Raw genomic sequence first — 23,793 nt, 5'->3', positions numbered from 1 at the left:
CAGTTGATTTGATTAAAAAATAAACTCTTCCTGTTTTATATTAAATTCCGATGAAGGCAACTTTAAACTATTTATGAAAATTTTATCTTGAATGTAACTTCCAAAATTCAAGTTTTTATCAAAGCAAAAAATGTATTGGCTGGATTTGTTATTTGGTGCTTTATTAAAATAGGCTTGCAGTTTTTCTTGTTTTACCACAATATCATCTACTAAAATTTCATTGTTTTTGGTAAAAAAGACAACAACTCCTGACTTTGGTTTTTCCATGTTGTAATACACATTTGTAAAAGGAATAAAGGCGAGATTTTTACCAATCGTATCGGCGTAAGAATAATAATTTTCGGCCTTTTCATTCTTGTGTGCTTTTTCTTCACGCTTTTTTTGTTGCAATTTCATGATTTCCGGAATTGTAAGTCGCAACGGCAAACGTTTGTCTACATTTAGAATCCAATTGGTAGAAATAATACTGTTTTTTCGGTTTACTTCTGCCAGCGTATCTTTGCCTTTTGTCCTAAAAAAAATATAGATTGGCGAAAGATCTACAACATCTTTAACAATCGTTGTGTTGGCTTTTGGTAATAAAACAGCTTCTTTGTTTCCACAAGAAAATAGCATAAAAAGAACAATCAGAGTAAAATATTTCATCTTTATAAATTGATTTTATTAAATAATGTAACGCATTCCACAGCTTCTTTTACATCGTGAACACGCAGGATTTTTGCTCCTTTAGTCAATGCCAGAGTATTCAAAACCGTAGTTCCATTTAGCGAATTTTCTATTGTAATGTCAAGCGCTTTATAAATCATGGATTTTCTTGAAATCCCAACAAGAAGTGGCAACTCCAGCATGTTAAACAATTCCATTTTTTGAAATACTTCGTAATTTTGAGCTATTGTTTTAGCAAAGCCAAAGCCCGGATCGATGATTAAATCATTAATTCCAAAACTTCTGGCCAGCGCTATTTTTTGAGAAAAATAGAACAACATTTCTTTTACAATATCATCGTAATCAGTAAGTGTTTGCATCGTTTGCGGGTTTCCTCGCATGTGCATCATAATATACGGAACATTGTATTTTGCTATTGTCTCCAGCATTTTATCATCCAGATTTCCGGCTGCAATATCGTTGATGATAGCTGCACCGCTTTCAATAGAAGCTCTGGCCACTTCACTTCTAAAGGTGTCAATCGAGATTATTGTTTCTGGAAAATGCTTTAGAATCAAATCAACAACAGGAACAATTCTCGAAATTTCTTCTTGTTCCGAGACAAATTCTGCATTTGGTTTGCTGGAATAAGCCCCAATATCTATAAAAGTTGCGCCATCAAGTAGCATTTTTTCAACTTGAGATAATATTTCAGTTTCATTTTTATACTTTCCACCATCAAAAAAAGAGTTTGGAGTCACATTCAAAATCCCCATTACTTTGGGAGTTGATAAGTCAACAAGTAATCCTTTGCAGTTAATCGTCATTCGTTTACAGTTTAAAAGACTTCAAAATTCTACATTCAAAAAAATTATCTTATTTTTGAAAAAATTTGAATACAAATATACACCAATAATGAAGAATACTTCAAATGAATATGATACTGTAATTGCGATTTGTCGAGCGCTGTTTATCAACAAAATGAAAGATTACGGATGTGCTTGGCGCATTTTAAGATTACCTTCATTGACAGACCAAATCTACATCAAAGCCCAAAGAATTAGAAGCTTACAAGAGAACGAAGTTCGCAAAATTGATGAAGATGAAACGGGCGAATTTATCGGGATTATCAACTATTCTATCATGGCGTTGATTCAATTGGAATTAGGCGTTGCGGACCAACCCGATTTAGAAGTTGCAAAAGCGACTGAATTGTACGATGCTAAAATCAAATTGACCAAAAATTTAATGGAAGATAAAAATCATGATTATGGAGAAGCTTGGCGAGAAATGCGTGTGAGTTCACTGACAGATTTGATTTTGCAAAAACTACTTCGTGTCAAACAAATTGAAGACAATAAAGGAAAAACATTAGTTTCTGAAGGAATCGATGCTAACTATCAGGATATGATAAATTATTCGGTTTTTGCCTTGATTCTAATGGGTTTTGGAAATAATTAATTAAAAGCAATAACAAAACATGAAAAATATAATTACTCAATTTTCTAGAATTTTCGTTGGAATTCTATTTATTATCTCTGGATTAATCAAGCTGAATGACCCAATTGGGTTCTCTTATAAATTAGCGGAATATTTCAGTGAACCCGTTTTCAACATGCCCTTCTTCATTCCATTTGCTTTGGGAATTGCCTTATTTTTAGTAATTCTAGAAGTAGTTTTGGGAATTATGCTGCTCATTGGTTACAAGACAAAATTTACTGTTTGGAGTTTATTAATCTTGATTGTATTATTTACTTTCCTAACTTTTTATTCTGCTTATTTTAATGTGGTAAAAGATTGTGGTTGTTTTGGCGACGCATTAAAACTGACACCTTGGCAATCGTTCACTAAAGATATCGTTTTACTTTTCTTTATTCTGATATTATTTTTTAATCAAAAATTAGTAAAACCGTTGTTTAGTAATAGCGTACAAAACATAGTTATTTACGCTAGTATCGTTTTATCCTCGCTTACGGGAGTTTGGGTACTGAACCATTTACCTTTAATCGATTTCCGACCTTATAAAGTAGGGAACAATATTCAAAAAGGAATGCGAATTCCTGACGGAGCTGAGAAATCGGTAGTGGAAATGGTATTTATTTACAAAGTTGGCGGTGTCAACAAAGAATTTACTGAAAAAGAGTTAATGGCAATTCCTGAAGGTGCTGTATTTGTTGACCGAAAAGACAAAGTCATCACGGAAGGGTACGTTCCTCCTATTCATGATTTTACAATGGAAAAAGACGGTTCCGATTATAAAGACGAATTTTTAGCAGAACCAAAATTGATGTTAATAACCGCTTATGATTTGGTTAAAGCAGATCACAGTGGAATGGCAAAAATGGAAAAGTTAAATCAAGAAGCTAAAGAAAAAGGTTATAAAGTAGTTGGTATGACTGCATCTTCAGCAGAAGAAATAGCTGCTGCAAAAAAACAATTTAAATTGACATTTGACTTCTATTTTTGTGATGCTATTACCGTAAAAACGATTGAGAGAGCCAATCCAAGTATTATTTTGATTGAAAAAGGAACGATACAACAAAAGGTACATCACAATGATATTGCTGATTTAAAATTTTAAAAAAATTATATTGTTTAAAGTCGTGAAGCCCGAATGGATACCTTTACGACTTTGGACTTAAAAGAAATGATAAATGCTTTCGATTATTTTTAGACTATAACGTTATTGCTTTGTAATTTTCGGAAAATGCTTTCAAAATTACTTCTTGCTAACAACGCATTCAAATTGTTTGTTTAACTTTGTTAAAAACAAATTGAAAATGAAAAGAATAATAGCATTACTGATTGCGTTTGCAACATTCTCTTGCACCTCAAGTACAGAAAAAACTGAATTCTCCAAAGAAGCTTTATCAGAAACCCTTTTGGCCACTGACGGAAGCCAAGTCGCTTTTAAGGATATCCTAAAAAAATATAAAGGAAAAACATTGGTAATAGAAGTTTGGGCTTCATGGTGTGGAGATTGTGTAAAAGCAATGCCCAAACTAAAAGAATTACAAGCTAATAATCCTGAAGTCGCCTACTTATTTATTTCGATGGATAAAACCGCCGATAAATGGAAAGCCGGAATTGAAAAACACCAATTAAAAGGAGGTCATTTTATGGCAAATGACCAAATGAAAGGTGTATTTGCTAAAGCCGTAGACGTAGACTGGATTCCAAGATACATCATTGTGGATAAAAATGGCAATATTGTTTTATACCGCGCCATAGAAACCGATTTTGATAAAATCAATAAGACCCTTAAAGATTTAAAATAATACATTCAATTGTTCAATTACAATTTTAAATAACATAGCCAAAAACTAAATATAACCCAATTAAAATGAGAAAGAAGATTGTTGCCGGAAACTGGAAAATGCATAAAAATGCAGAGCAAACAGAGGATTTATTAAATGAATTGATAGCGAAAATTCCAACAGACACAGCTGTTCAAGTTATTGTAGCTCCTACTTTTATAAACTTGGCTTCCGCTGTTGATCATTTAGAATTTACTAATATTGACGTAGCTGCACAGAACGTTCATGAAGCAGAAGGTGGCGCTTTTACAGGCGAAATTTCAGCTGATATGCTTAAAAGCGTTGGTGTAGATATTGTAATTCTGGGACATTCAGAACGCAGAGCAATCTTTCATGAAACGGATGCTTTAATTGCTAACAAAGTAAATACAGCTTTGGAACATGACATGAGAGTTATTTTTTGTTTTGGAGAAGAGTTAAAAGACCGTCAATCAAAAAATCATTTTAACGTAGTAGAAAATCAGTTAAGAGACGGTTTATTTCATATTGAAGCAAAAGACTGGGATAATATTGTTTTAGCTTACGAACCAGTTTGGGCAATAGGAACCGGAGAAACAGCTTCACCAGAACAAGCGCAGGAAATGCATGAATTTATCAGAGAAACAGTTCGTAAAGCATATGGAAGCGAGATTGCAGAAAATGTATCTATTCTTTATGGCGGAAGTGTAAAACCGGATAATGCAAAAGAAATATTCTCAAAACCTGATGTAGACGGTGGTCTTATTGGCGGTGCTGCGCTTAAAGCTGATGATTTTGTTGCGATTGTCAATGCTATTTAAATATCATTTTTAAACTTTATAAACAAAGCGATGATTTATTTCATCGCTTTTTTTTTAAATTCCTATTTCCACCTGAAAACGTACATACCAATTATTTTTTGTGCTTCCGTCAAAATAATTTAAAGCATCAAAAGTCAATTCACTTTGCAACTTAAAAGTATGTTCCCAAACATATTTGGTTAAACCAATAGTGTATTGTTTAGCATTTGGAGCCAAAGTCCGGATATCCGCTCCTACTTTTTGAGTGGAATATCTGCCGATAATTTCATAATTGGAAGGAAAATTATAACTCAATTGATGATCAAATCCGTTACCAACAAAAGCAAAATTAGATTGTGAAATATCATATGGATTTATCGTAACGGCATTTCTTGAAGTAGTTCTCGACATATAACTTGACATGGCGGCCCAACCGTTGTATTTAACCAAAACATCCAGCATCAATGATTTCATAGTACGAGCTTCGAATAAATCATTCCCTAATTGACCTTGAGTTCTTTTGGCGTGATTATTTTGCTGAAAAGCTCCTGAAAACATTAATTTTGGCTTTTTTTCTCTTACAATATCCCCTTCAAAATAGGTTCCGTCTCTTGAAAACGCTCCAAACGGTAACAACTCTACCTTACCAGTTAAGGCAACACCAGTATCTGTATTCCCCGTGATATTTCGACCTTCTCCTGTTGAAATAGCTGTTTTAAAATTATAGGAAAATTTCTCTTGAAATTCGTTCATATTGTGAACTTGAAAACCAAAATCCCTATCAATTGTAAATTTGGCATTGTTAATCGATCGGTCTGTTAACTGTAATCCGCCTGAAGAATTCACACGCTGGCGATTTCCTGGTAATTTTGTTTGTCCAAAACTGATATTCCAGTGTCTGTTAGGTCTGTAAAAAACAACTGCATCTCTGATAATATTTATGTTCTCACCTTCTCTAATTTCACCAACATCGCCCGGAGCAAATGACAATTGAACTGCATATAAAAATTTTGGACTTCCCACATACCCGTCTAATCGCAAACGTAATCTTCGGATTTGTCCATCGTAAGCGCCTTTTTCATCCTCATTTTCATAATAAGTTAATCTGTTTTGCATTCGAAAACGAATATTTAATTGGTAGAGACTGTCAGGTGAAGTTATTCCAATTCCTTTACCAAAACTATAATAAGGAAGTGCCGATAATTTTAAATCATTATCCTGTTTGTTTTGTTTTATATTAACTTGAGCAATACTGGTAAAACTGGATAGAAAAATAAAAAATAAAATAATTTTTTTCATTGTAAAGTTGTGTGTTAACGGTGCAAATGTAAAATAAAATTTGATTTACAAATGCGGTTTAAATAGTGATTGTTACCTTTGCAAAAAAAATAAGCATGTCAAACATTTATATTGGGTATCATTTTACTGTTACTCCAAAAGAATTAGGCTCTGAAATACTAATTGCAGAGTTGGGCGAAAAAGCCTTCGAAAGTTTCACAGAAACTGAAACAGGGATTTCGGCTTTTGTTCAAAAGGATTTATGGGATGAAACTATTTTAGAAGATATTCACATTTTACAATCCAAAGAGTTTACGATTGATTATACTTTTGAAGAAATTGACCAAATAAACTGGAATGAAGAATGGGAAAAGAATTTTAAAGCCATTGATGTAGAGGGAAATTGTCACGTACGTGCTCCTTTTCACCCAAAAACGAATGCCGAATTTGATATCGTTATCGAGCCAAAAATGAGTTTTGGAACAGGTCATCATGAGACTACACACATGATGATTCAGCATTTGTTGGAAATGGATGTTACCGGAATGAAAACCCTTGATATGGGATGCGGAACTGCCATTTTAGCGATTCTTGCAGAGATGAAAGGTGCCCAACCAATTGATGCTATTGACATTGACAATTGGTGTTATTTAAACTCCATTGAAAATGCCGAACGCAATAATTGCAAACATATTACAGTTTATGAAGGTGAAGCTGCATTACTGGAAGGCAAAAAATACGATTTAATTATAGCCAACATTAACAGGAATATTTTGTTGAACGATATGCAAAATTACGTAGACAGTTTAAATTCTAATGGAACACTACTTCTAAGCGGGTTTTATCACGAAGATATACCATTTATAGACGCTTCGTGCACCGAAAAAGGCCTTACGTATGTTAAAAAATTTGAAAGAAACAATTGGGTATCTTTAAAATTCGTAAATTAGTGGTATTATTTTTTTATTAATTACGAAAGTACAAAAACGTACAAAATGAGTACTAAAGAAAAAGTAAGAGAGAGAGTTAGTGTAAAAGAGTCCGCGAGTTTAAACAACGAAATCATTGTTTATAATGATGATGAAAATACTTTTGATCATGTCATTGAAACTTTAATTCGCGTTTGTAATCACACTCCGGAACAAGCCGAACAATGTTCATTAATTGTGCATTATAATGGCAAATGTACCGTCAAAACGGGTCCTTACGAAAAATTGAAACCACAATGCACCCAATTATTAGAAGCAGGATTGAATGCAGAAATAATTTAAGAAGAATAAGAACTTCCCATTGAGAAATAAATTACTGTGAATAATTCAAAAACATTCTCTTTTATTCTATATTTGAGTAATATAAAGTGTTTTTATGGAAGAATATGGTAAAATTTTAGTTTTTGTGATGCCCGTCTTTTTGATATTGATTATCATCGAGAAAATTTATGGGCATTACAAAGGGGAAGATACGTCACCTAACATGGATTCTGTTTCCAGCGTGAGCTCTGGAATGGTGAACTCGATGAAAGATGTTTTGGGACTTAGCATTACGCTGGTTTCCTACAATTGGATTGTCTCTAAAATAGCATTATTCGATCTTGAGGCTAACATTTTCACCTATTTTATTGGATTTATTGCTATAGATTTTTATGGCTATTGGAGTCATCGTTGGTCTCATCAAATTAATTTTTTATGGAACAAACATGCTATTCATCATAGTAGTGAGGAATTCAATCTGGCCTGTGCCCTACGCCAACCTATTTCCAGTTTTGTCAATCTATTTACCTTTTTATTAATCCCGGCTGCTCTTTTAGGAGTTCCCTCCAAAGTAATTGCAATAACGTTGCCGATTCATTTATTCCTCCAATTCTGGTATCACACCAAGCACATAAAGAAAATTGGTTTTCTGGAAAACATACTGGTTTCGCCATCACATCACAGGGTTCATCATGCCATTAACCCAGAATATATGGACAAGAATCATTCACAGGTATTCATCATTTGGGATAAATTGTTTGGTACTTTTCAAGCGGAATTAGAAACTGTTCCACCAGTTTTTGGAATCACGAGACCAGCGAGAACCTGGAATCCCATTAGGATTAATTTTCAGCATTTATGGTTGCTGATTACAGATTCTTGGCGCGCTGAAAACTGGAAAGACAAGTTTACCATTTGGTTTAAACCAACAGGCTGGCGTCCAGAAAATTTTGAAGAGAAATATCCCGTAACCAAAATCACCAATGTTTATGATTTTGAAAAATATGGAGTTCAACATTCTAAAAAACTGATGTACTGGTCCTTATTTCAAGCTATCATTACATTGTTACTTATTAGTTATATGTATAATTCCATTGCCAAAATAGGTTTGCCAAATGTATTTATTTACGGCGCATTCATCTTCCTGACCGTTTACAGTTACACAGAACTGATGGACACCCGGAAAATTTCTGTATTCTGGGAAAGTATTCGTTTTACATTCGGAATTGGACTAATCTTCTATTTTGGAGGTTGGTTTGGCATGGACCAACTATTTCCTTTTGCGAGTTATGTCGTTGCAGTTTATCTGATCTTGTCATTGATTGTAACTATATATTTTGTCAGTATTAATTTCGAAAAAGAAAAAATGATTGTAACGCAATCTTAAAAACAAAATATGAAAAGCAACGTAATATTAAATAGTTTTATCGGATTTAGTCTCGTTTATCTTTCGTTTATATTTTTTGGGAATGAATATACAGCTTGGTTTTTAAAACCTTTTTTATTGCCATTTTTACTTTTAGCTGTTTATTTTCAAGAAAGGTTCTCTACTAAGAACATTCTTTTAACCGCTTTGACTTTGTCATGGGTAGGTGATATTATTTTGATGTTCGCTGACAAAGGAGAATTGTATTTTATCGCAGGATTGATTGCCTTTCTACTTTCGCATATTTCCTACATAATACTATTTAGCAAACAATTAAAGATTAATTTAAAAAAAAGTAAAATCATTTTTTGGGTTGGAGTTACCGCAATTGCCTTCTATTTAATAGTAATAATGCTGATTTTACTGCCAAGTCTGGGTGATTTAAAAATTCCTGTTTTTGTTTATGCGCTGACAATTTCAATTATGTTATTGTTTGCGCTCAAAGGATTCTTAAACTGGCAAAAACCTGCCAATAGCTATATTTTAATTGGAGCTATCGTTTTTGTAGCTTCTGATAGTCTTTTGGCCTTTGATAAATTCTATGCGCCGTTGCAATACAGTTCCTTACTGATTATGGCTACCTATTTGCTTGCGCAGTATTTGATTGTCATTGGGATTTTAAAATTAAACAAAAAAAAGTAGCATCTTCATACGAAAACGCTACTTTGATTTAAGCTATTTTTCGATTAATGAGGTAATTTATTTTTTAATAATCCATATAAATAAGTTCCCAAAAGTGCGCCAAAAAGTACTATTGAAACAGTCCAAAAACCGGCTCCCAACAAGATAAATATAGGACCTGGGCAAGAACCGACCAAAGCCCATCCCAATCCAAAAAACAATCCACCAATCCAGTATCGTGCAGATCCTTTTTCTTTATCCGGAATTTCAATCGATTCTCCTTTAATGTCTTTTATGTTATTTCTTTTTATGATTTGAATACCAATAATTCCTGTCAAAATAGCCACAGAAATAATTCCGAACATGTGAAACGACTGAAATTGAAACATTTCATAAATGCGATACCAAGAAACAGCTTCAGATTTGGTTAGAACAATTCCAAAAATAAATCCAACCAATATATATTTTAGTATATTTTTCATGCTTTATATTTTAAATTTTTAAATAATTAGAGCTTATCTATTTTCTACTTTACAATTAATGGCAATAAAAAATGTACCATTATCAACCCACCGATAAAAAATCCGATAACTGCTTTTAAAGAAGGAATTTGTAAATTACTCAAACCTGAAATTGCATGTCCAGAAGTACAACCACCGGCATAACGAGAACCAAAACCTATCAAAACACCACCAATGAGTAGTATGAAAATACTTTTTGGTGATTGTAAAATTGCTGTTCCAAAAAGAGCATCCGGCAATAATTTTCCGTTTGGAGCTTCAATACCAAGTTGTGCTAATTGTGCAATCGTCTTTGGATTAATAGCCACATTTGAAGCATCACTCATAAAATGCACGGCAACAAAACCACCTAACATAGCTCCTAGAACGACTACTAAATTCCACCGTTGTGCTTTCCAATCAAAATCAAAAAAGGCTACTCGTTTTCCTAAACCAGCCATTGAACACAATGAACGCAAGTTAGAAGACATCCCGAACGACTTTCCAAAATAAATCAAAGAAAGCATAATCATACCAATCAAAAACCCAGAAAAATACCAGGACCATGTTTGAAAAATAATATCCATATTGTTTTTTTGTGCAAAGATAAGAAGCATTTTACGAAATTTTGGAAGAAATAGTTCTGACAGTTAAAAAGTGCGAATTCAAATTATTACGGGAACACGCTGTAAGGTTTAAAGTTCTGTTTATATTTGTATTATTTAAATTACATGGTACTGTAATTGCTATTTTAAACTTTACCTGTAAAATTATTTTAAATATGAAAAAATCAATCCTTTTTATTGCATTACTAATTGGAATAACATCTTGCTCCAGTACACAATCTACTTTGAAAAACACAGATGATAAAGCGCCAAATCTTACTCTTTCAAAAGACAATACTTTTGTGATTACCGAATACAGTAAAGACAAAAAATATGGCTACGACAAAGATTACCCAATCAATATTTTCTTTAACAACACCGAAAACGAAACAATAAATCAAGGTAGGTTTTTGAATGCGTTAGCGGGTCCAAAAGGCGAAAATATCACATTTTCTAAACTGGAAAGCTGTTGCCCGTTTCCAACAAAAAGAAGCGAGTTGGGTGCAGGATTTTTGGATGTTTATGAATTAAAATGGGTGGGCCAGAAAAAACCAGTTTTACTATATTTAAACATCTATGAAAAAGGAGTTTTGATGGTTCCATTGGGACTTTCATTAAAAAAATAATAGATTTTAGAATACCCTAACATCCTTGTAAACCAAATCCGTAGCCCTGATGGAAGGGAAAATCCTCCTGTTTTTTAGGGAGATTGTAACGGACAGCAGGAAACAGCTCCTAAAAAAAAGTTAATGCGGGAAATTATTTGGAAATCGTAAATCGTAAATCGCAAATCATAACTACCTTTGCACCTTTAAAAAATCATATTATGAACCTACAACATATTCCACAAATCAAATATACTGACAGCGGCAACTTCTTCCTACTTGCAGGGCCTTGCGCCATTGAAGGAGAAGAAATGGCGATGCGAATTGCCGAAAAATTAGTTGGTATTACTGAAAATTTACAAATCCCTTTCGTTTTTAAGGGTTCTTTCAAGAAAGCAAACCGCTCTAGAATTGACAGTTTTTCAGGAATTGGAGACGAGAAAGCATTAAAAATCCTTAGAAAAGTTTCGGAAACTTTTAAAGTTCCCACTGTTACGGATATTCATACCAATGAAGATGCGGATATGGCGGCTCAATATGTTGATGTGTTACAAATTCCAGCTTTTTTAGTGCGTCAGACGGATTTAGTTATGGCTGCTGCCAATACAGGAAAAGTAGTCAACTTGAAAAAAGGACAATTCATGAGCCCTGAAAGCATGAAACATGCTGTTCAAAAAGTATTGGATTGTCACAATGAAAAAGTGATGGTTACAGATAGAGGATCGATGTTTGGCTACCAAGACATGATTGTTGATTTTAGAGGAATTCCTACGATGCAACAATACGCTACCACTGTTCTTGATGTTACGCACTCCTTGCAACAACCCAACCAAACGGCTGGTATAACTGGTGGAAGGCCTGATATGATTGAAACTATTGCCAAAGCTGGTATTGCGGTAGGCGTGGATGGAATCTTTATAGAAACCCATTTTGATCCTGCTAACGCAAAAAGCGATGGTGCTAATATGTTGCATTTGGATTATTTTGAATCCTTAATGACCAAATTAGTCGCAATTAGAAAAACAATAAATTCATTTTAAATTTAGGCCCCAAATTCATTGAAACATTTTTTATTATATTCCGCATTCCTTACTATTTTATTTACCAATAACACAATTGCACAGGAAACTACAGAAATTCGAGGTAAATATTCAACTCATAACAAAGGGAAATTTTTTATTTCATGGGGAGGAAACAGAGACAGTTACTCCAAATCAGACATAACTTTTCAAGGTAAAGATTACGATTTTACCCTAGAAAATGTTCAAGCACACGACAAACCAAAAGGCTGGCATGTAGACTACATCAATCCAGCCCGTATGACCATACCTCAGACTAATTTTAGAATGGGGTATTTCATGAACGATCATTACAGTATTGCTATAGGCGTAGATCACATGAAATATGTGATGTCACAAAATAAGGCCGTTGACATCAATGGGTATTATCCAAATCCGGGATCTTATGATGAGTTATTGGGCAATAATCAAGTGCTTCTGACTGAAGAATTTCTTAAGTACGAACACACTGATGGTTTAAATTATGTAAATACTGAGTTATCAAGACATGATGATATTTCGTCTATTTTCAAAATTGGAAATACCGACAAAATTCAAGTTAATTTAACAGAGGGTGTTGGTCTTGGATTATTATACCCAAAAACAAACACAACTTTGTTAGGAAAAGAACGTCACGATGACTTTCATGTTTCAGGTTATGGAACTTCATTGAAAGCAGGTTTAAATGTTACTTTTTTCAAACACTTTTATATTCAAGGAGAGCTGAAAGGTGGCTATATTACTATGCAGGACATACGAACTACCGAAAATGCCGAAGACAGTGCCTCACAAGATTTTTTCTTTTTTCAGAGAATCATTGCCGTGGGAGGAATTTTTAGAATTTAATACATCCATTGTCAAAAATCATTAAAGCTGTCATTTATGATGGCTTTTTTTATGAATTTCACTTAAAATAAATCAAAAAGTATAAAATTAACAACCGTTGAATTGTTTGATTTTTTTTCTTTATTTAAATTTTAATTAGTTAAATTTAACCATCGAATTTGTTTATTTCAAGTTGAATAATGTTAACACGAAAAAGTTCTTTAAAATTATAAATGACCAAAAATAACACCATTATATCTTCTTTAAAAACGGACTATCACTTTGATAATTTCTTTAATATCTCAGCTGATTTTATCTGCATTGCAGGATTTGATGGTTATTTTAAAAGAATAAATCCTGCTGTTTCAAAATTATTAGGCTTTACGGAAGAGGAATTATATTCCAGACCAATCAGCAGTTTTATTTACACCGCCGACCTCCAAATTACCATAAAAACAAGGGAAGAAGTATACAAAAATAAACCTCTTTTGAATTTCGAAAACCGTTATTTAACTAAAAGCGGGGAGATTGTCTGGTTGTCATGGACATCAATGCCCGTGGAATCCGAGAAATTAGTGTACGCCATTGCCAAGAACATCACGCATAAAAAAAGAGTTGAAGAAGAACGGAATTTACTTCTTACAAACCTTACACAAATCAATAAGGAACTTACGCTTTTGTCTCATAAAACTTCACATGATTTAAAGTCTCCCATAAATAATATGCTTTCTGTTTTCAGCCTTATTGATGTTTCAAAAATTAATGATCCAGAAACGTTAGAGTTAATAGAAATTCTTAAATTAATCAGTGAAAACTTAAAAAAAACTTTAAATGATTCTATCGATAAATTAGTTGAAAATGAGAGTATCAATACTCAAATAGAAGAAATAAATTTAAATGAATCCCTTCACGAAGTCCTTGCCTCTATAAATTCTTTGGTAAGAGATTCAAGAGCAATTATTAATATTGACTTTTCAGCTTTTGAACAAGTTATTTTTAACAAAGCATACATCAAAAGTATTTTTTTAAATTTACTCACTAATTCCATTAAATATACAAAACCGCATCAAGCACCCGTTATTACCATCCAATCTAGAAAAGTCAACGGAGTGAATCAATTAATTTTTTCTGATAATGGACTTGGTTTTGATATGGAAAAAGTTAAAGATAAGATTTTTGGATTGTACGAAAAATTCCATAGCAATGTTGATAGTAACGGTATAGGATTGTATCTGGTTTACAATCATATTACTAGATTAGGTGGCAAAATTGCAGTGGAGAGTAAAATAAATGAAGGTGCTACCTTCACTATTTCTTTCAAATATTGAAAAAAAAAAAAAAAATGATTTTAGCACCTTCAAATTAGAGTTTTTTTATTTTGCTATACCATTTTGATCCATCAGATAAAGTAAGGAAGCCATAGCCGCTGCTCCAAGTTCCAACTCTCTTTTGTTGACAGCATCGAAAGTGTCATTTGAAGCATGATGGTAATCAAAATAACGTTGTGAATCCGGTTGCAATCCCACTTTTACGATATGATTGGATTGTAAAGGACCAATATCAACACCGGAATGTCCTTTTACAAATTTGTGAATTAAATATGGTTCGAATAACGTGGCCCAACTACTGATTTTATTGAAATTAGCTTCATCAGAATCAATTGAAAATCCTCTTGGTGAGAACCCGCCCGAATCACTTTCTAAAGCAAAAATATGATTCTCATTGTTTTTATTAGATAGTGTTTCATATTCTTTACCGCCTCTAACACCGTTTTCTTCGTTCATAAACAACACCACACGCAACGTATTTTTAGGCTTATACCCAATATTTTTGAAGATATTCAGTATTTCCATACTTTGCACACAACCAGCGCCATCATCGTGAGATCCGTCTCCCAAATCCCAGGAATCAAGATGCCCGCCAACGACCATTATTCTTTCAGGATGTTCAGAACCCGTCATCTCTCCTACCACATTATACGATAAAATATCGTCAAAGGTCTGACAGGATTGTTTGAAATAAAATAATGCGTTCGGATTTTGTTTTAAACTTTTGCTTAAAAGTTCGGCTCCATTTGTACTAATAGCAGCAGCCGGAATTCGTTGTCCTTTGGCGATTTCACCATAATTAGTTGCTCCGGTATGCGGTAAATCATCCAAGCGCAAATTCATCGATCTGACAATTACGGCTACTGCACCCAGTTTCCCGGCTTCTCTGGCTCCTGATGATCTTTGGTCGACACAACTTCCGTATGCTTTAAAAGTTTCGATAAATTCAGGATTCATCGCTCTGTTGAAGAAGATGATTTTTCCTTTTACTTTTTCTTCCCCTAATGCGGTTAATTCTTCTAAACTCTTTACTTCCAGCACAGCTGCTTGTATTCCTTTTTTAGGAGTGGCAACGGAGCCACCAAGCGCACATACTGGAAAAGTTATTTTTTGTTTTCCCACTTGTAAATAAGCGATTTCTTTTTGGCCCCTCACCCATTTTGGCACCATTACTTCCTGAAGATACACCTTATCTAATCCCAGTGTTTCCAACTGTGCTTTGGCATACAAAACCGCTTTCTCTGCTCCAGTTGAACCTGATAATCGGGATCCAATGGTATTGGATAAATGGTCCAGCCAAGGATAGCATTTAGCATCGGTCAAGGATGATTTGTATATTTCCTTTAAAGTTTGCTCGTCTTTGGTTTGCGCAAAAGCAGTAATTCCACCAAACAAAAGTGTGGCTAAAACAATTGATTTTTTCATAATAAATTCAGGTCTTTTTTGGTATTTTTCTTTACAATTTTGGTTTTGGTTGCTGTGGCAATTTCGTAATTTTTAACGAATATCTGAGGTATGATTCAAAAAAAATCGTGCAAGTTTTAAATTCTTGAAGGATTTAAGTATTATTGGATAGGTTCAAAACTGATTGCTGTTCCTCCTCCCGGAGCCAAATTCAAATTAATTTTTGATTTGCTGGTCACCACAATTGTTTTGATTTGGTACGCAATTGGATTGTTTTTCCAATCGGCATCTTTCGCATCTTCATAAATTATGGCTTTGTATTTTTTGCCTTTGGTCAGAAAGTCTAATTTGATCTCTGATTTTCTGGCATTCTCATCAGTAATTGCGCCAAGAAACCAAGTTTCTTTTCCTTTTGTTTTTCGGGCAACAGTAATATAATCTCCCGGTTCTGCTTCTAAATACTTGCTTTCGTCCCAATCTGTTTCAACGTCTTTGATAAACTGAAAAGCATCTGGGTATTTCTCGTAATTTTCTAACAAATCGGCTGCCATTTGCAACGGAGAATACATGGTTACGTACAAAGCCAGTTGTTTGGCTAAAGTCGTATGAACCTGCTCCGTTTTATTTTTATCATAATAACTCATTTTTATTTCAAATATTCCCGGCGTGTAATCCATAGGTCCGCCCAATTGTCTTGTAAATGGCAAAATAGTTTCGTGCATAGGTGGATTTCCAACGCTCCAGGCATTGAATTCATTACCACGAGCCGCTTCGGCAGCGATGTAATTAGGATACGTTCTTCCGTAACCAGTTGGTCTTGAAGATTCATGAGAGTTAACCATTAATTTATAATCGGCCGCACGTTTTGCAACAAAATTGAAATGATTCACCATCGTTTGGCCGTCATGAAACTCTCCACGTGGTATAATTTTACCCACATAACCTGATTTTACAGCCGGATACTCGTATTTTTTCATTAAATCAAAAGCGCGATCCAAGTGTCTTTCATAATTACTAACAGAACCAGATGTTTCATGATGCATAATCATTTTAACCTTTTTTTCTTTGGCGTAAGCTGAAAGAGCCGCAATATCGAAATCCGGATACGGCGTTGTAAAATCAAAAACTTCTTCTTTCCAATTCCCGTTCCAATCTTCCCAACCTACATTCCATCCTTCAACAAGTACACCGTCGAAACCATTTTTTGCAGCAAAATCAATGTATCTTTTAGTATTCTCAGTAGTAGCGCCGTGTTTTCCAGACGCTTTTGGTGCATCTGCAAAATTAGTGGCATTTTGAGAGCCTGCATAATCCCAAGTGGATTTCCCTACGTGCATTTCCCACCAAATCCCAACATATTTCATAGGTTTAATCCAAGAAGTATCTTCTAATATTGATGGTTCGTTAAGGTTCAAAATCATTTTAGAAGCCACAATATCTCTGGCATCATCGCTAATCATGATTGTTCTCCAAGGCGATACGCAGGGTGTTTGCAAATAGGCTTTATCACCAATGGCATTAGGAACCAATTCAGCTTTCAATTTGTAATTCGTCACATCAGCATTCAGGTGCATCACCGGATAATTGACCAATGCCGCTTCAAAAATATTAAGATACAATCCTGATGGCACTTTCATCATTAATGGCGTTTGGACCATATATTTACCAGGAATCGATTTCACTCCAATTCCGTTGTTCATATTGATTTTGCTATTATCAATGTCTGAAAATTTAGTTTCATTGTATTCGTATTCATTGCTGTCGAAATCTCCTGGAATCCAGAATACTTTATTGTTTTCGGTTAAGTTGAATTGCGTAACCTCATCAGAAATGATAAAATAATTTAGCTCCGCCTGTTTTGGAAAATCGTATCTGAAAGCTACTCCTTCATCAAAAATTCTAAAAATGATATTCATTTTTACTTTAGATTCTTTGCTGATTAAAGAAATTATAAGTTCATTATAATGATTTACGATGCTGGATTGTTCCCCTAAAACTGGTTTCCAAGATTCGTTGAAACTAGAAGTTTTTGAAGTCAGGATTTCAAAATTAGCATCTAAAGCTGGTTTTTCCTTTAATTTTATGCCTAATGCACTTTCTAAAATAACCGCTTTGTTTTTGTAACTTACAGCGTATGACGGTTGTCCATTAGCCGCTAATTTGAAATTTAAGACTATTTTCCCAGATGGGGATTGAACGCTTTGGGCATTCCCAAAATTGAACAGAAAAAGTAGAAAAAGAAAAAATAAATATTTCATTTTGAATGATTTTTTTGAATTGATAAAAGTAAATAAAATAGCCGTTTTTCAAAGTGTAACTTATAACAAATACTATTTTTTTGTTAAAAAAAACCCTTCAGTAAAAGTACTGAAGGGCCGATCATAAATAAACAAACCAAATCTATTTAATCAAATCAAAACTAACTTTGATGTCTGTGTTCGAATTTGTACCAACAAAAACCTGAAAAGTACCAGGTTCTGCTATAAACTGTAAATCCGAATTGTAAAATTTTAATTCTTCAACAGAAATTTCAAAAGTAAGTGTTTGTTTTTCTCCTTTTTTAATGAATACTTTTTGGAATCCTTTCAACTCTTTTAGTGGCCTTGTAACTGAACCCACTAAATCTCGTATATACAATTGAACCACTTCTTTACCATCATAATTACCGGTATTAGTTACATCTGCAGTAACTTTTACTTTCTCATTGAAGTTCATTTTATCAGATGAAATTTTCAAGTTAGAATATCCAAAAGTCGTGTAACTCAATCCAAAACCAAAAGGAAATAAAGGTTCATTTCTTTCGTCAATATAATTCGATCTGAATTTTTCGAACTTACCTTCTTTGTTTCCTAATGGTCTTCCCGTATTTTTTTGGTTGTAATAAATAGGCACCTGACCAACGCTTCTTGGGAACGTAGTTGTCAATTTTCCGGAAGGATTTTCATCTCCAAACAAAACATCCGCGATGGACGCACCTGCTTCACTTCCGGCAAACCAAGTATTCAAAATAGCCGGAACTGTTTCGTTTTCCTGTACTAAAACCAATGGACGACCTGTAAATAAAACTAACACAACCGGTTTTCCTGTTTTCAATAAGGCTTGTAATAAATCTTTCTGCGCTTGTGGAATTTCAAGATTAGTTCGGCTGCTGCTTTCTCCGGACATTTCTGCTGATTCGCCAAGGGCAGCAACAATTATATCCGATTGATTCGCTATTTTCAAAGCCTCTGCCAATAATTCTTCCGTAGTTCTACTGTCTCGGTGCAAGGTTTTCCCGAACATAGTCGCTTTTTCCTCGAAAGCAGCATCATAATCCAGATTGCTTCCCTTGGCGTAAAGCACTTTGGTTCCATTCCCCGCTACTTCTTTTATTCCTGCCAATAGTGAAATAGATTTTTCCATATTGGTGGCCACACTCCAAGTACCCGCCATATTTTCTTTGGCATCAGCCAATGGTCCGATTAAAGCAATAGTTCCTGACTTTTTTAAAGGAAGCAACTGGTTTTGATTCTTTAATAAAACTAAAGATTGTGCTGAAATCGTTCTTGCTTCAGCTCTGTGGCTTTTTGTAAAAACTTCGGTTTTAGCTCTATTTTCATCACAATATTTATAGGGATCATGGAACAATCCCAAATCATATTTGGCATTCAAAATAAGACGAGTTGCATTATCTATTTGTTCGATAGTTACTTTTCCTTCTTCCAATGATTTCTTTAAAGTCGTCAGGAAACCTTCGCCCACCATATCCATTTCAATGCCGGCATTTAATGCCAAAGCAGATACGGTTTGTAAATCTCCCATTCCGTGCTCAATCATTTCAGGAATTCCTGTAAAATCAGTTACCACAAAACCGTCAAATCCCCATTGCTTGCGCAACACATCCGTCATTAACCATTTATTTCCGGTTGCAGGAATTCCATCTACTTCATTAAAAGAAGCCATAACCGAACCAACTCCAGCATCAACAGCGGCTTTATACGGTGGAAAATAATCATTATACATTCTGATTCTACTCATATCAACTGTATTATAATCACGTCCTGCCTCAGGCGCGCCGTACAAAGCAAAATGTTTGACACAAGCCAAAATGGTGTTATTAAGAGACAAATCATTTTGTTGATAGCCGTTGACCATTGCTTTTGCAATTTGGCTTCCCAAAAATGGATCTTCACCAGAACCTTCAGAAACTCTTCCCCAACGCGGATCGCGAGAAATATCAACCATAGGCGAAAATGTCCAGTTGATACCATCAGCACTGGCTTCCTTCGCTGCAATTTGAGCGGAGCGTTCAATCAATTTCATGTCCCAAGTACAAGACAATCCAAGCGGAATAGGAAAGGTCGTTTCATACCCGTGAATAACGTCCATTCCAAAAAGTAACGGAATTTTCAATCGGCTTTTTTCGACAGCAATTTTCTGTACTTCTCTAATTTTTTGAACGGACTTGATATTGAATAAACCGCCTACTTTTCCATCTTCGATATTTTTAGCTACATTAGAACTATTGGCAGCACCAGTTGTAATATCTCCCGAAGTGGGTAAATTTAATTGCCCAATTTTTTCTTCCAAAGTCATTTTCAATATTAATTCGGCAACAAATTCTGTTTTCGGTTTAATTTTAACGTTCTTTTTAGTTTGCTTTTTTTGGCTGTAGCCAAAGAGAGAAATTCCAAAAAGTAGTATAATAAGTTTGATTTTCATTTTTGTCTGTTTGTTATTAGATCAAACGCATTAAAATAAATTAAGTTTAAACCACATAGAAACATAGTGTTTATTTCTTTAAAAATAAATTTTTGGCGATGATAGGAGTTCACGATAGAAAAAAAAGGTTTGGCTTTTTTTCTAGGTCACCTATATTTAGACTGTTCGGAACAGATTTAAATCAAAAATTAAATTAAATTCTATGTTTCTATGTGGTTCAATTTTTAATGCGTTGGACCTGCGTTTATTGTTTGTTTTTTGTTTGTTTAAACATCCAATCATAAATTTCTTGGTTGTCATATACACGGGACCAACTGTCGTGATTTGCGTCATCAAAAATGGTTAATTCCACATTGGCGTTACAACTTTTTAATTTTTTATACATCGAAATGGAATACTCCACATTGACAACATCATCTAATAATCCGTGAAAAATCCGAATAGGTATAGCTTCGATTTTACAATTTTCTACCATTGGAATTCTATCCACATATCCTGCAATGGGCACTAAAGCCGCAAAAATTTCAGGATGTGCAAAAGCTAGATTCCAAGCGCCCCAAGCCCCCATACTAAGACCAGTGAGATAAATTCTGCTATGATCAATATTGTATTCTTTCTGGATTTTTAAAATCAATCGATACAACACTTCTTCATTCCAATATTCATTCTCCGGACATTGTGGAGCCAAAACATAGGCGTCTAGGTCGTGACTTTTCAAATACTTGAACGGTCCGTGCACTTTTACTTTTTCAATATCCATTCCTTTTTCTCCAGAACCGTGCAAAAAAATAAGCAGAGGTTTTTTTTCTTTGGTATTTTTTGGAATATGTAAAACATACGCTAATTCACGTTTTTGGACGATTTCCGTTTTTATGGTACCAATTATATCATTTTGTGAAAACGAAAAATGGGTTACCATTAAGAGAAGAAAAAGAAGCTTTGGATTCATTAGAAAAGAATTAAAAAAACAGATTACTTTTAAGATTCAGTAATCTGTTTTTACTTTATGAATTATTATCTATTTGTTTTTTCCAATTTATAAAGAGCAACTACTTCGCTAGCGTTTAAAGCTGATTTAAAAATTCTCATTTCGTCCAGCAATCCAGCATAATCTGTTGCCCAGCCTTCGTCTCCATGCGTGGTTGTTAACGATGGTGAAGTACTGAATTGATTAGATCCAATCACTAGTTGAGATAAATTAGGAGTTGCAAAAACCAATGCACCGTACAATGGAGCATTATTAGGATTGGCATTGCTTCCGTCAGGTCCACCTGGATTATCCCCGTAAAGAATACAAGAACCGTTTAAGTCCGTAAAAGGACCATAAGGCGTTCCATAAATACTAGTCGTTCCTTTTTCTCCATTTTTATAAACGGTGTATCTCGAAGTTACAGCATCATAGGTTAAAACCACTTGAATCCAGGTATCAATTGCTCCATCGATATTAAAAATAGGACCTTGTCCACCCCAAGCAACCCTCTTGTTTTCAATCCCCATTTTCAAACGAAGAGTATTAGGTCTGGCATTATCAGGATTTTCAAGAAACAAGTTTAATCCTCCCCAAAAACCAGCCGGGTTTACTAAAGAAAAGATTCCTTGAATTCCTTTCCCTTGTCCCGGAGCACCGCCATCAGGAACGGTTTGGCCGGATTTCATCCAAAAACTGAAACTGAAACTACTCAACGCACCTACAGCAGTTGCATTGTTGTAAACTGCATAGCGCTCCTGAGCTTTAGAACCTTGAAAAGCCTGACCTTTGATACCTTCGGTGTAGGCTACATTTTTCCCAGTTCCGGTAAGGCCGCCTTTTGAATCAGCAATGCTATTATCGAAACTCCATTTTGCAATCAGATTTCCAGCATTTACATCATCAGAAGTATTATAAGAACCAATTGGAGGGTATTCTAATGGCTCATTCGCGTCTACATTATCCGAGCAACTTGTCAGTAACTGCATTGAAAACACCGTAGTCAGACAAAATATTTTTATACTATTTTTCATGTTTTATATTTTATTAATTACTAATAATTTTTATTTATATGAGTGGATTTGCTTAAAATCCATATTTACCAGAATGAAAACCAAGATTAATCAAACCTTGTTTTACCTCAGGAGCATTCATAAATAATTGCCACAATAAACCGGTACGATAATTCTCCAACATAACCATTTCGGGTCCTTGGTCTATTGCCAAATAACGTTGCGCAGTCCATTGATAATGCTGACTATGTGCGTCATAAAATCCCGCAACGCCCCAAGTTTCTGTTTTATAATTTTCATATAAATTACGGATGAATGCTATACTTTCCAGCGGTGTATACACAATCGAGCTTATCGCTGCAGTTGGTGAAATAACGCCTTTATCATTGCTTGGCATGTGAGCATCATATCCAATAGAACCATCGCCATTACGAGAATACGAAGCTGTCAATCCCCAATAATTAGCGCCGTATCCTTTGAAACTTTTTGGATTGGCCACTGCATATAAATAGTTGATTTTAGTATGATTGGAATTTAAATCCCAATAATTGGCATATTTATCCGTCAATTGATTTGGATCTAAACCCAAATAAGAATAGTGAGCCCAAAATAATGGTCCGCCAAATTCTTCGGCACCATTATGTTTTAAAATCAAAGGGAGATTGTATTTAGTTTTGGATGAAACTATGCCGCCGCTTCTTGCCCAACCTTCGTGATAAGCAGCCGGAGCAATTGCATGTGTCGGCGAAGCTGCTGCCACAACATACGTAATTAGACATTCATTGTAGCCTTCCAGAGGAAAATTCATTTCCCAGTTGTAATTAGGAGACCAGTGCCAGAATAATTTATTCTGATTGTTGGTGTACCATTTCCAGTCCACTCCTTTCCATAACTGATCGAATTTTTGGGCTACTGCTTTTTCTTCGGTTGTTCCGTTTTTAAAGTATTCTCGAACGGTGATCATACCGGCCACTAAAAAAGAGGTTTCTACTAAATCACCACCGTTATCTTTTGTTCCAAAAGGAATAACGCGACCTGTAGTACCATTTATCCAATGCGGCCAAGCTCCGTGAAAACGCTCCGCAGTATTTAGAAAATTAGCGATTTTGTTCAGACGTTCTGCTCCTTGTGCTTTTGAAATATAACCACGAGACATTCCTGAAACGATAGCCATCAGACCAAAACCAGAACCACCTGTGGTAACAATATTTTGATCAAATGAAGGATCCTGAGGAATATAGCGCTCCCTAGCCATCCCAGAATTGGACTCCGCATAATCCCAAAAATAAGCAAAAGTTTGTTTTTGAACGACATCCAACAATTCCTCGTCCGTTAGTTTTACAACCGGAGTAACAGTAACTGGTGGAGTAATTACGGGACCATTATCTGTGCTTGGTCCGGAAGAATCACATCCAAGAAAAGTAATGAGCATAAATAAAGCTGAAAATTTAATCATTTTTAGATTTTTTATGTAGTTTTCCTTTACCCTAGC

General features: G+C 34.6%; 23 protein-coding genes. 12 read left to right on the top strand and 11 right to left on the bottom strand.

Annotation, left to right across the window (positions count from 1 at the left end; translation table 11 throughout):
• Positions 1–12: 12 nt before the first annotated feature.
• Together ACP7AQ_RS03240 and folP are read right to left on the bottom strand one after the other, a co-directional pair.
• Entirely contained in the window at positions 13–645 is a 633-nt protein-coding gene (locus ACP7AQ_RS03240) for a hypothetical protein (protein WP_426094384.1), read from the bottom strand.
• 2 nt (positions 646–647) lie between these two features.
• Positions 648–1,472 carry a dihydropteroate synthase gene (gene folP / locus ACP7AQ_RS03235; RefSeq protein ID WP_426094383.1) on the bottom strand — a complete coding sequence of 275 codons (825 nt, stop codon included), beginning with the start codon at positions 1,470–1,472 and terminating at the stop codon, positions 648–650.
• A gap of 88 nt (positions 1,473–1,560) precedes the next feature.
• Here folP and ACP7AQ_RS03230 point away from each other — a divergent pair, with 88 nt between their 5' ends.
• The 4 genes from ACP7AQ_RS03230 (at position 1,561) to tpiA (ending at position 4,741) form a co-directional block, all read left to right on the top strand.
• Positions 1,561–2,106, top strand: coding sequence for a DUF1599 domain-containing protein (locus tag ACP7AQ_RS03230; protein WP_426094382.1), 546 nt, complete (start codon positions 1,561–1,563; stop codon positions 2,104–2,106).
• 19 nt (positions 2,107–2,125) lie between these two features.
• Positions 2,126–3,226 carry a BT_3928 family protein gene (locus tag ACP7AQ_RS03225; RefSeq protein ID WP_426094381.1) on the top strand — a complete coding sequence of 367 codons (1,101 nt, stop codon included), beginning with the start codon at positions 2,126–2,128 and terminating at the stop codon, positions 3,224–3,226.
• A gap of 199 nt (positions 3,227–3,425) precedes the next feature.
• Positions 3,426–3,923 carry a TlpA family protein disulfide reductase gene (locus ACP7AQ_RS03220; protein WP_426094380.1) on the top strand — a complete coding sequence of 166 codons (498 nt, stop codon included), beginning with the start codon at positions 3,426–3,428 and terminating at the stop codon, positions 3,921–3,923.
• 65 nt (positions 3,924–3,988) lie between these two features.
• Positions 3,989–4,741: a triose-phosphate isomerase gene (gene tpiA / locus ACP7AQ_RS03215; protein WP_091204488.1), complete on the top strand. Its 753-nt coding sequence runs from the start codon at positions 3,989–3,991 to the stop codon at positions 4,739–4,741.
• 54 nt (positions 4,742–4,795) lie between these two features.
• On the opposite strand, the gene ACP7AQ_RS03210 is transcribed toward tpiA, so the two are convergent.
• Positions 4,796–6,019 (bottom strand): porin, encoded by a 1,224-nt coding sequence (locus ACP7AQ_RS03210; RefSeq protein ID WP_426094379.1) that lies wholly within the window; start codon positions 6,017–6,019, stop codon positions 4,796–4,798.
• A 95-nt stretch (positions 6,020–6,114) separates the two neighbouring features.
• Between ACP7AQ_RS03210 and prmA the strand changes: the two genes are divergently transcribed.
• From prmA to ACP7AQ_RS03190, 4 genes are all read left to right on the top strand, one after another.
• A complete protein-coding gene (gene prmA / locus ACP7AQ_RS03205; protein ID WP_426094378.1) occupies positions 6,115–6,948 on the top strand; it encodes a 50S ribosomal protein L11 methyltransferase in 834 nt (277 codons plus the stop codon).
• Between the two features lie 45 nt (positions 6,949–6,993).
• The gene (locus ACP7AQ_RS03200) at positions 6,994–7,269 is read left to right on the top strand and encodes an ATP-dependent Clp protease adaptor ClpS (RefSeq protein ID WP_426094377.1); all 276 of its coding nucleotides are present in this window, start codon (positions 6,994–6,996) and stop codon (positions 7,267–7,269) included.
• A 94-nt stretch (positions 7,270–7,363) separates the two neighbouring features.
• A complete protein-coding gene (locus ACP7AQ_RS03195) occupies positions 7,364–8,635 on the top strand; it encodes a sterol desaturase family protein (protein ID WP_426094376.1) in 1,272 nt (423 codons plus the stop codon).
• A 9-nt stretch (positions 8,636–8,644) separates the two neighbouring features.
• Positions 8,645–9,316, top strand: coding sequence for a lysoplasmalogenase (locus ACP7AQ_RS03190; protein ID WP_426094375.1), 672 nt, complete (start codon positions 8,645–8,647; stop codon positions 9,314–9,316).
• Between the two features lie 44 nt (positions 9,317–9,360).
• Here ACP7AQ_RS03190 and ACP7AQ_RS03185 read toward each other — a convergent pair whose 3' ends face one another.
• Positions 9,361–9,777: a DUF6691 family protein gene (locus ACP7AQ_RS03185; RefSeq protein ID WP_426091675.1), complete on the bottom strand. Its 417-nt coding sequence runs from the start codon at positions 9,775–9,777 to the stop codon at positions 9,361–9,363.
• A gap of 44 nt (positions 9,778–9,821) precedes the next feature.
• On the bottom strand, positions 9,822–10,382 hold the full coding sequence (locus ACP7AQ_RS03180) for a YeeE/YedE family protein (RefSeq protein WP_426091794.1): 561 nt from the start codon (positions 10,380–10,382) through the stop codon (positions 9,822–9,824).
• Between the two features lie 194 nt (positions 10,383–10,576).
• On the opposite strand from ACP7AQ_RS03180, the gene ACP7AQ_RS03175 reads away from it, so the two are divergent.
• The 4 genes from ACP7AQ_RS03175 to ACP7AQ_RS03160 all read left to right on the top strand — a co-directional run bounded on the left by ACP7AQ_RS03175 (position 10,577) and on the right by ACP7AQ_RS03160 (position 14,216).
• Complete coding sequence (locus ACP7AQ_RS03175) at positions 10,577–11,026, top strand: 2-dehydro-3-deoxyphosphooctonate aldolase (RefSeq protein ID WP_426094374.1); 450 nt, start codon at positions 10,577–10,579, stop codon at positions 11,024–11,026.
• A 200-nt stretch (positions 11,027–11,226) separates the two neighbouring features.
• Entirely contained in the window at positions 11,227–12,045 is an 819-nt protein-coding gene (gene kdsA / locus ACP7AQ_RS03170) for a 3-deoxy-8-phosphooctulonate synthase (RefSeq protein ID WP_426094373.1), read from the top strand.
• A gap of 18 nt (positions 12,046–12,063) precedes the next feature.
• Positions 12,064–12,909 (top strand): hypothetical protein, encoded by an 846-nt coding sequence (locus ACP7AQ_RS03165; RefSeq protein ID WP_426094372.1) that lies wholly within the window; start codon positions 12,064–12,066, stop codon positions 12,907–12,909.
• Positions 12,910–13,121: 212 nt separating this feature from the next.
• The gene (locus tag ACP7AQ_RS03160) at positions 13,122–14,216 is read left to right on the top strand and encodes a PAS domain-containing sensor histidine kinase (RefSeq protein WP_426094371.1); all 1,095 of its coding nucleotides are present in this window, start codon (positions 13,122–13,124) and stop codon (positions 14,214–14,216) included.
• 45 nt (positions 14,217–14,261) lie between these two features.
• Here the strand turns inward: ACP7AQ_RS03160 and ACP7AQ_RS03155 are convergent, their stop codons facing one another.
• The 6 genes from ACP7AQ_RS03155 to ACP7AQ_RS03130 form a co-directional block, all read right to left on the bottom strand.
• Complete coding sequence (locus ACP7AQ_RS03155) at positions 14,262–15,641, bottom strand: M28 family peptidase (protein ID WP_426094370.1); 1,380 nt, start codon at positions 15,639–15,641, stop codon at positions 14,262–14,264.
• A 140-nt stretch (positions 15,642–15,781) separates the two neighbouring features.
• Positions 15,782–17,878 carry a glycoside hydrolase family 97 protein gene (locus tag ACP7AQ_RS03150; protein ID WP_426094369.1) on the bottom strand — a complete coding sequence of 699 codons (2,097 nt, stop codon included), beginning with the start codon at positions 17,876–17,878 and terminating at the stop codon, positions 15,782–15,784.
• Between the two features lie 142 nt (positions 17,879–18,020).
• Positions 18,021–20,321 carry a beta-glucosidase BglX gene (gene bglX / locus ACP7AQ_RS03145; protein ID WP_426094368.1) on the bottom strand — a complete coding sequence of 767 codons (2,301 nt, stop codon included), beginning with the start codon at positions 20,319–20,321 and terminating at the stop codon, positions 18,021–18,023.
• Between the two features lie 244 nt (positions 20,322–20,565).
• Positions 20,566–21,270 carry a prolyl oligopeptidase family serine peptidase gene (locus ACP7AQ_RS03140; protein WP_426094367.1) on the bottom strand — a complete coding sequence of 235 codons (705 nt, stop codon included), beginning with the start codon at positions 21,268–21,270 and terminating at the stop codon, positions 20,566–20,568.
• Positions 21,271–21,335: 65 nt separating this feature from the next.
• On the bottom strand, positions 21,336–22,322 hold the full coding sequence (locus ACP7AQ_RS03135; protein ID WP_426094366.1) for a hypothetical protein: 987 nt from the start codon (positions 22,320–22,322) through the stop codon (positions 21,336–21,338).
• A gap of 52 nt (positions 22,323–22,374) precedes the next feature.
• Positions 22,375–23,757: a glucoamylase family protein gene (locus ACP7AQ_RS03130; protein ID WP_426094365.1), complete on the bottom strand. Its 1,383-nt coding sequence runs from the start codon at positions 23,755–23,757 to the stop codon at positions 22,375–22,377.
• Positions 23,758–23,793: the final 36 nt, after the last annotated feature.

It is taken from the genome of Flavobacterium sp. DSR2-3-3, assembly GCF_049896585.1.
In the GTDB taxonomy this organism is placed as follows: domain Bacteria; phylum Bacteroidota; class Bacteroidia; order Flavobacteriales; family Flavobacteriaceae; genus Flavobacterium.
This window is presented reverse-complemented; position numbering and strand designations above follow the sequence as displayed.

Bases quoted from the DNA above. Each gene is read 5' to 3' on its own strand.
- ACP7AQ_RS03230 (WP_426094382.1), top strand. From the start codon at position 1,561: ATGAAGAATACTTCAAATGAATATGATACTGTAATTGCGATTTGTCGA.
- ACP7AQ_RS03140 (WP_426094367.1), bottom strand. From the start codon at position 21,270: ATGAATCCAAAGCTTCTTTTTCTTCTCTTAATGGTAACCCATTTTTCG.
- ACP7AQ_RS03130 (WP_426094365.1), bottom strand. From the start codon at position 23,757: ATGATTAAATTTTCAGCTTTATTTATGCTCATTACTTTTCTTGGATGT.
- bglX (WP_426094368.1), bottom strand. From the start codon at position 20,321: ATGAAAATCAAACTTATTATACTACTTTTTGGAATTTCTCTCTTTGGC.
- ACP7AQ_RS03220 (WP_426094380.1), top strand. From the start codon at position 3,426: ATGAAAAGAATAATAGCATTACTGATTGCGTTTGCAACATTCTCTTGC.
- ACP7AQ_RS03175 (WP_426094374.1), top strand. From the start codon at position 10,577: ATGAAAAAATCAATCCTTTTTATTGCATTACTAATTGGAATAACATCT.
- ACP7AQ_RS03155 (WP_426094370.1), bottom strand. From the start codon at position 15,641: ATGAAAAAATCAATTGTTTTAGCCACACTTTTGTTTGGTGGAATTACT.
- folP (WP_426094383.1), bottom strand. From the start codon at position 1,472: ATGACGATTAACTGCAAAGGATTACTTGTTGACTTATCAACTCCCAAA.
- prmA (WP_426094378.1), top strand. From the start codon at position 6,115: ATGTCAAACATTTATATTGGGTATCATTTTACTGTTACTCCAAAAGAA.
- ACP7AQ_RS03240 (WP_426094384.1), bottom strand. From the start codon at position 645: ATGAAATATTTTACTCTGATTGTTCTTTTTATGCTATTTTCTTGTGGA.
- ACP7AQ_RS03195 (WP_426094376.1), top strand. From the start codon at position 7,364: ATGGAAGAATATGGTAAAATTTTAGTTTTTGTGATGCCCGTCTTTTTG.
- ACP7AQ_RS03225 (WP_426094381.1), top strand. From the start codon at position 2,126: ATGAAAAATATAATTACTCAATTTTCTAGAATTTTCGTTGGAATTCTA.
- ACP7AQ_RS03190 (WP_426094375.1), top strand. From the start codon at position 8,645: ATGAAAAGCAACGTAATATTAAATAGTTTTATCGGATTTAGTCTCGTT.
- ACP7AQ_RS03210 (WP_426094379.1), bottom strand. From the start codon at position 6,019: ATGAAAAAAATTATTTTATTTTTTATTTTTCTATCCAGTTTTACCAGT.
- ACP7AQ_RS03150 (WP_426094369.1), bottom strand. From the start codon at position 17,878: ATGAAATATTTATTTTTTCTTTTTCTACTTTTTCTGTTCAATTTTGGG.
- kdsA (WP_426094373.1), top strand. From the start codon at position 11,227: ATGAACCTACAACATATTCCACAAATCAAATATACTGACAGCGGCAAC.
- ACP7AQ_RS03160 (WP_426094371.1), top strand. From the start codon at position 13,122: ATGACCAAAAATAACACCATTATATCTTCTTTAAAAACGGACTATCAC.
- ACP7AQ_RS03180 (WP_426091794.1), bottom strand. From the start codon at position 10,382: ATGGATATTATTTTTCAAACATGGTCCTGGTATTTTTCTGGGTTTTTG.
- tpiA (WP_091204488.1), top strand. From the start codon at position 3,989: ATGAGAAAGAAGATTGTTGCCGGAAACTGGAAAATGCATAAAAATGCA.
- ACP7AQ_RS03185 (WP_426091675.1), bottom strand. From the start codon at position 9,777: ATGAAAAATATACTAAAATATATATTGGTTGGATTTATTTTTGGAATT.
- ACP7AQ_RS03135 (WP_426094366.1), bottom strand. From the start codon at position 22,322: ATGAAAAATAGTATAAAAATATTTTGTCTGACTACGGTGTTTTCAATG.
- ACP7AQ_RS03200 (WP_426094377.1), top strand. From the start codon at position 6,994: ATGAGTACTAAAGAAAAAGTAAGAGAGAGAGTTAGTGTAAAAGAGTCC.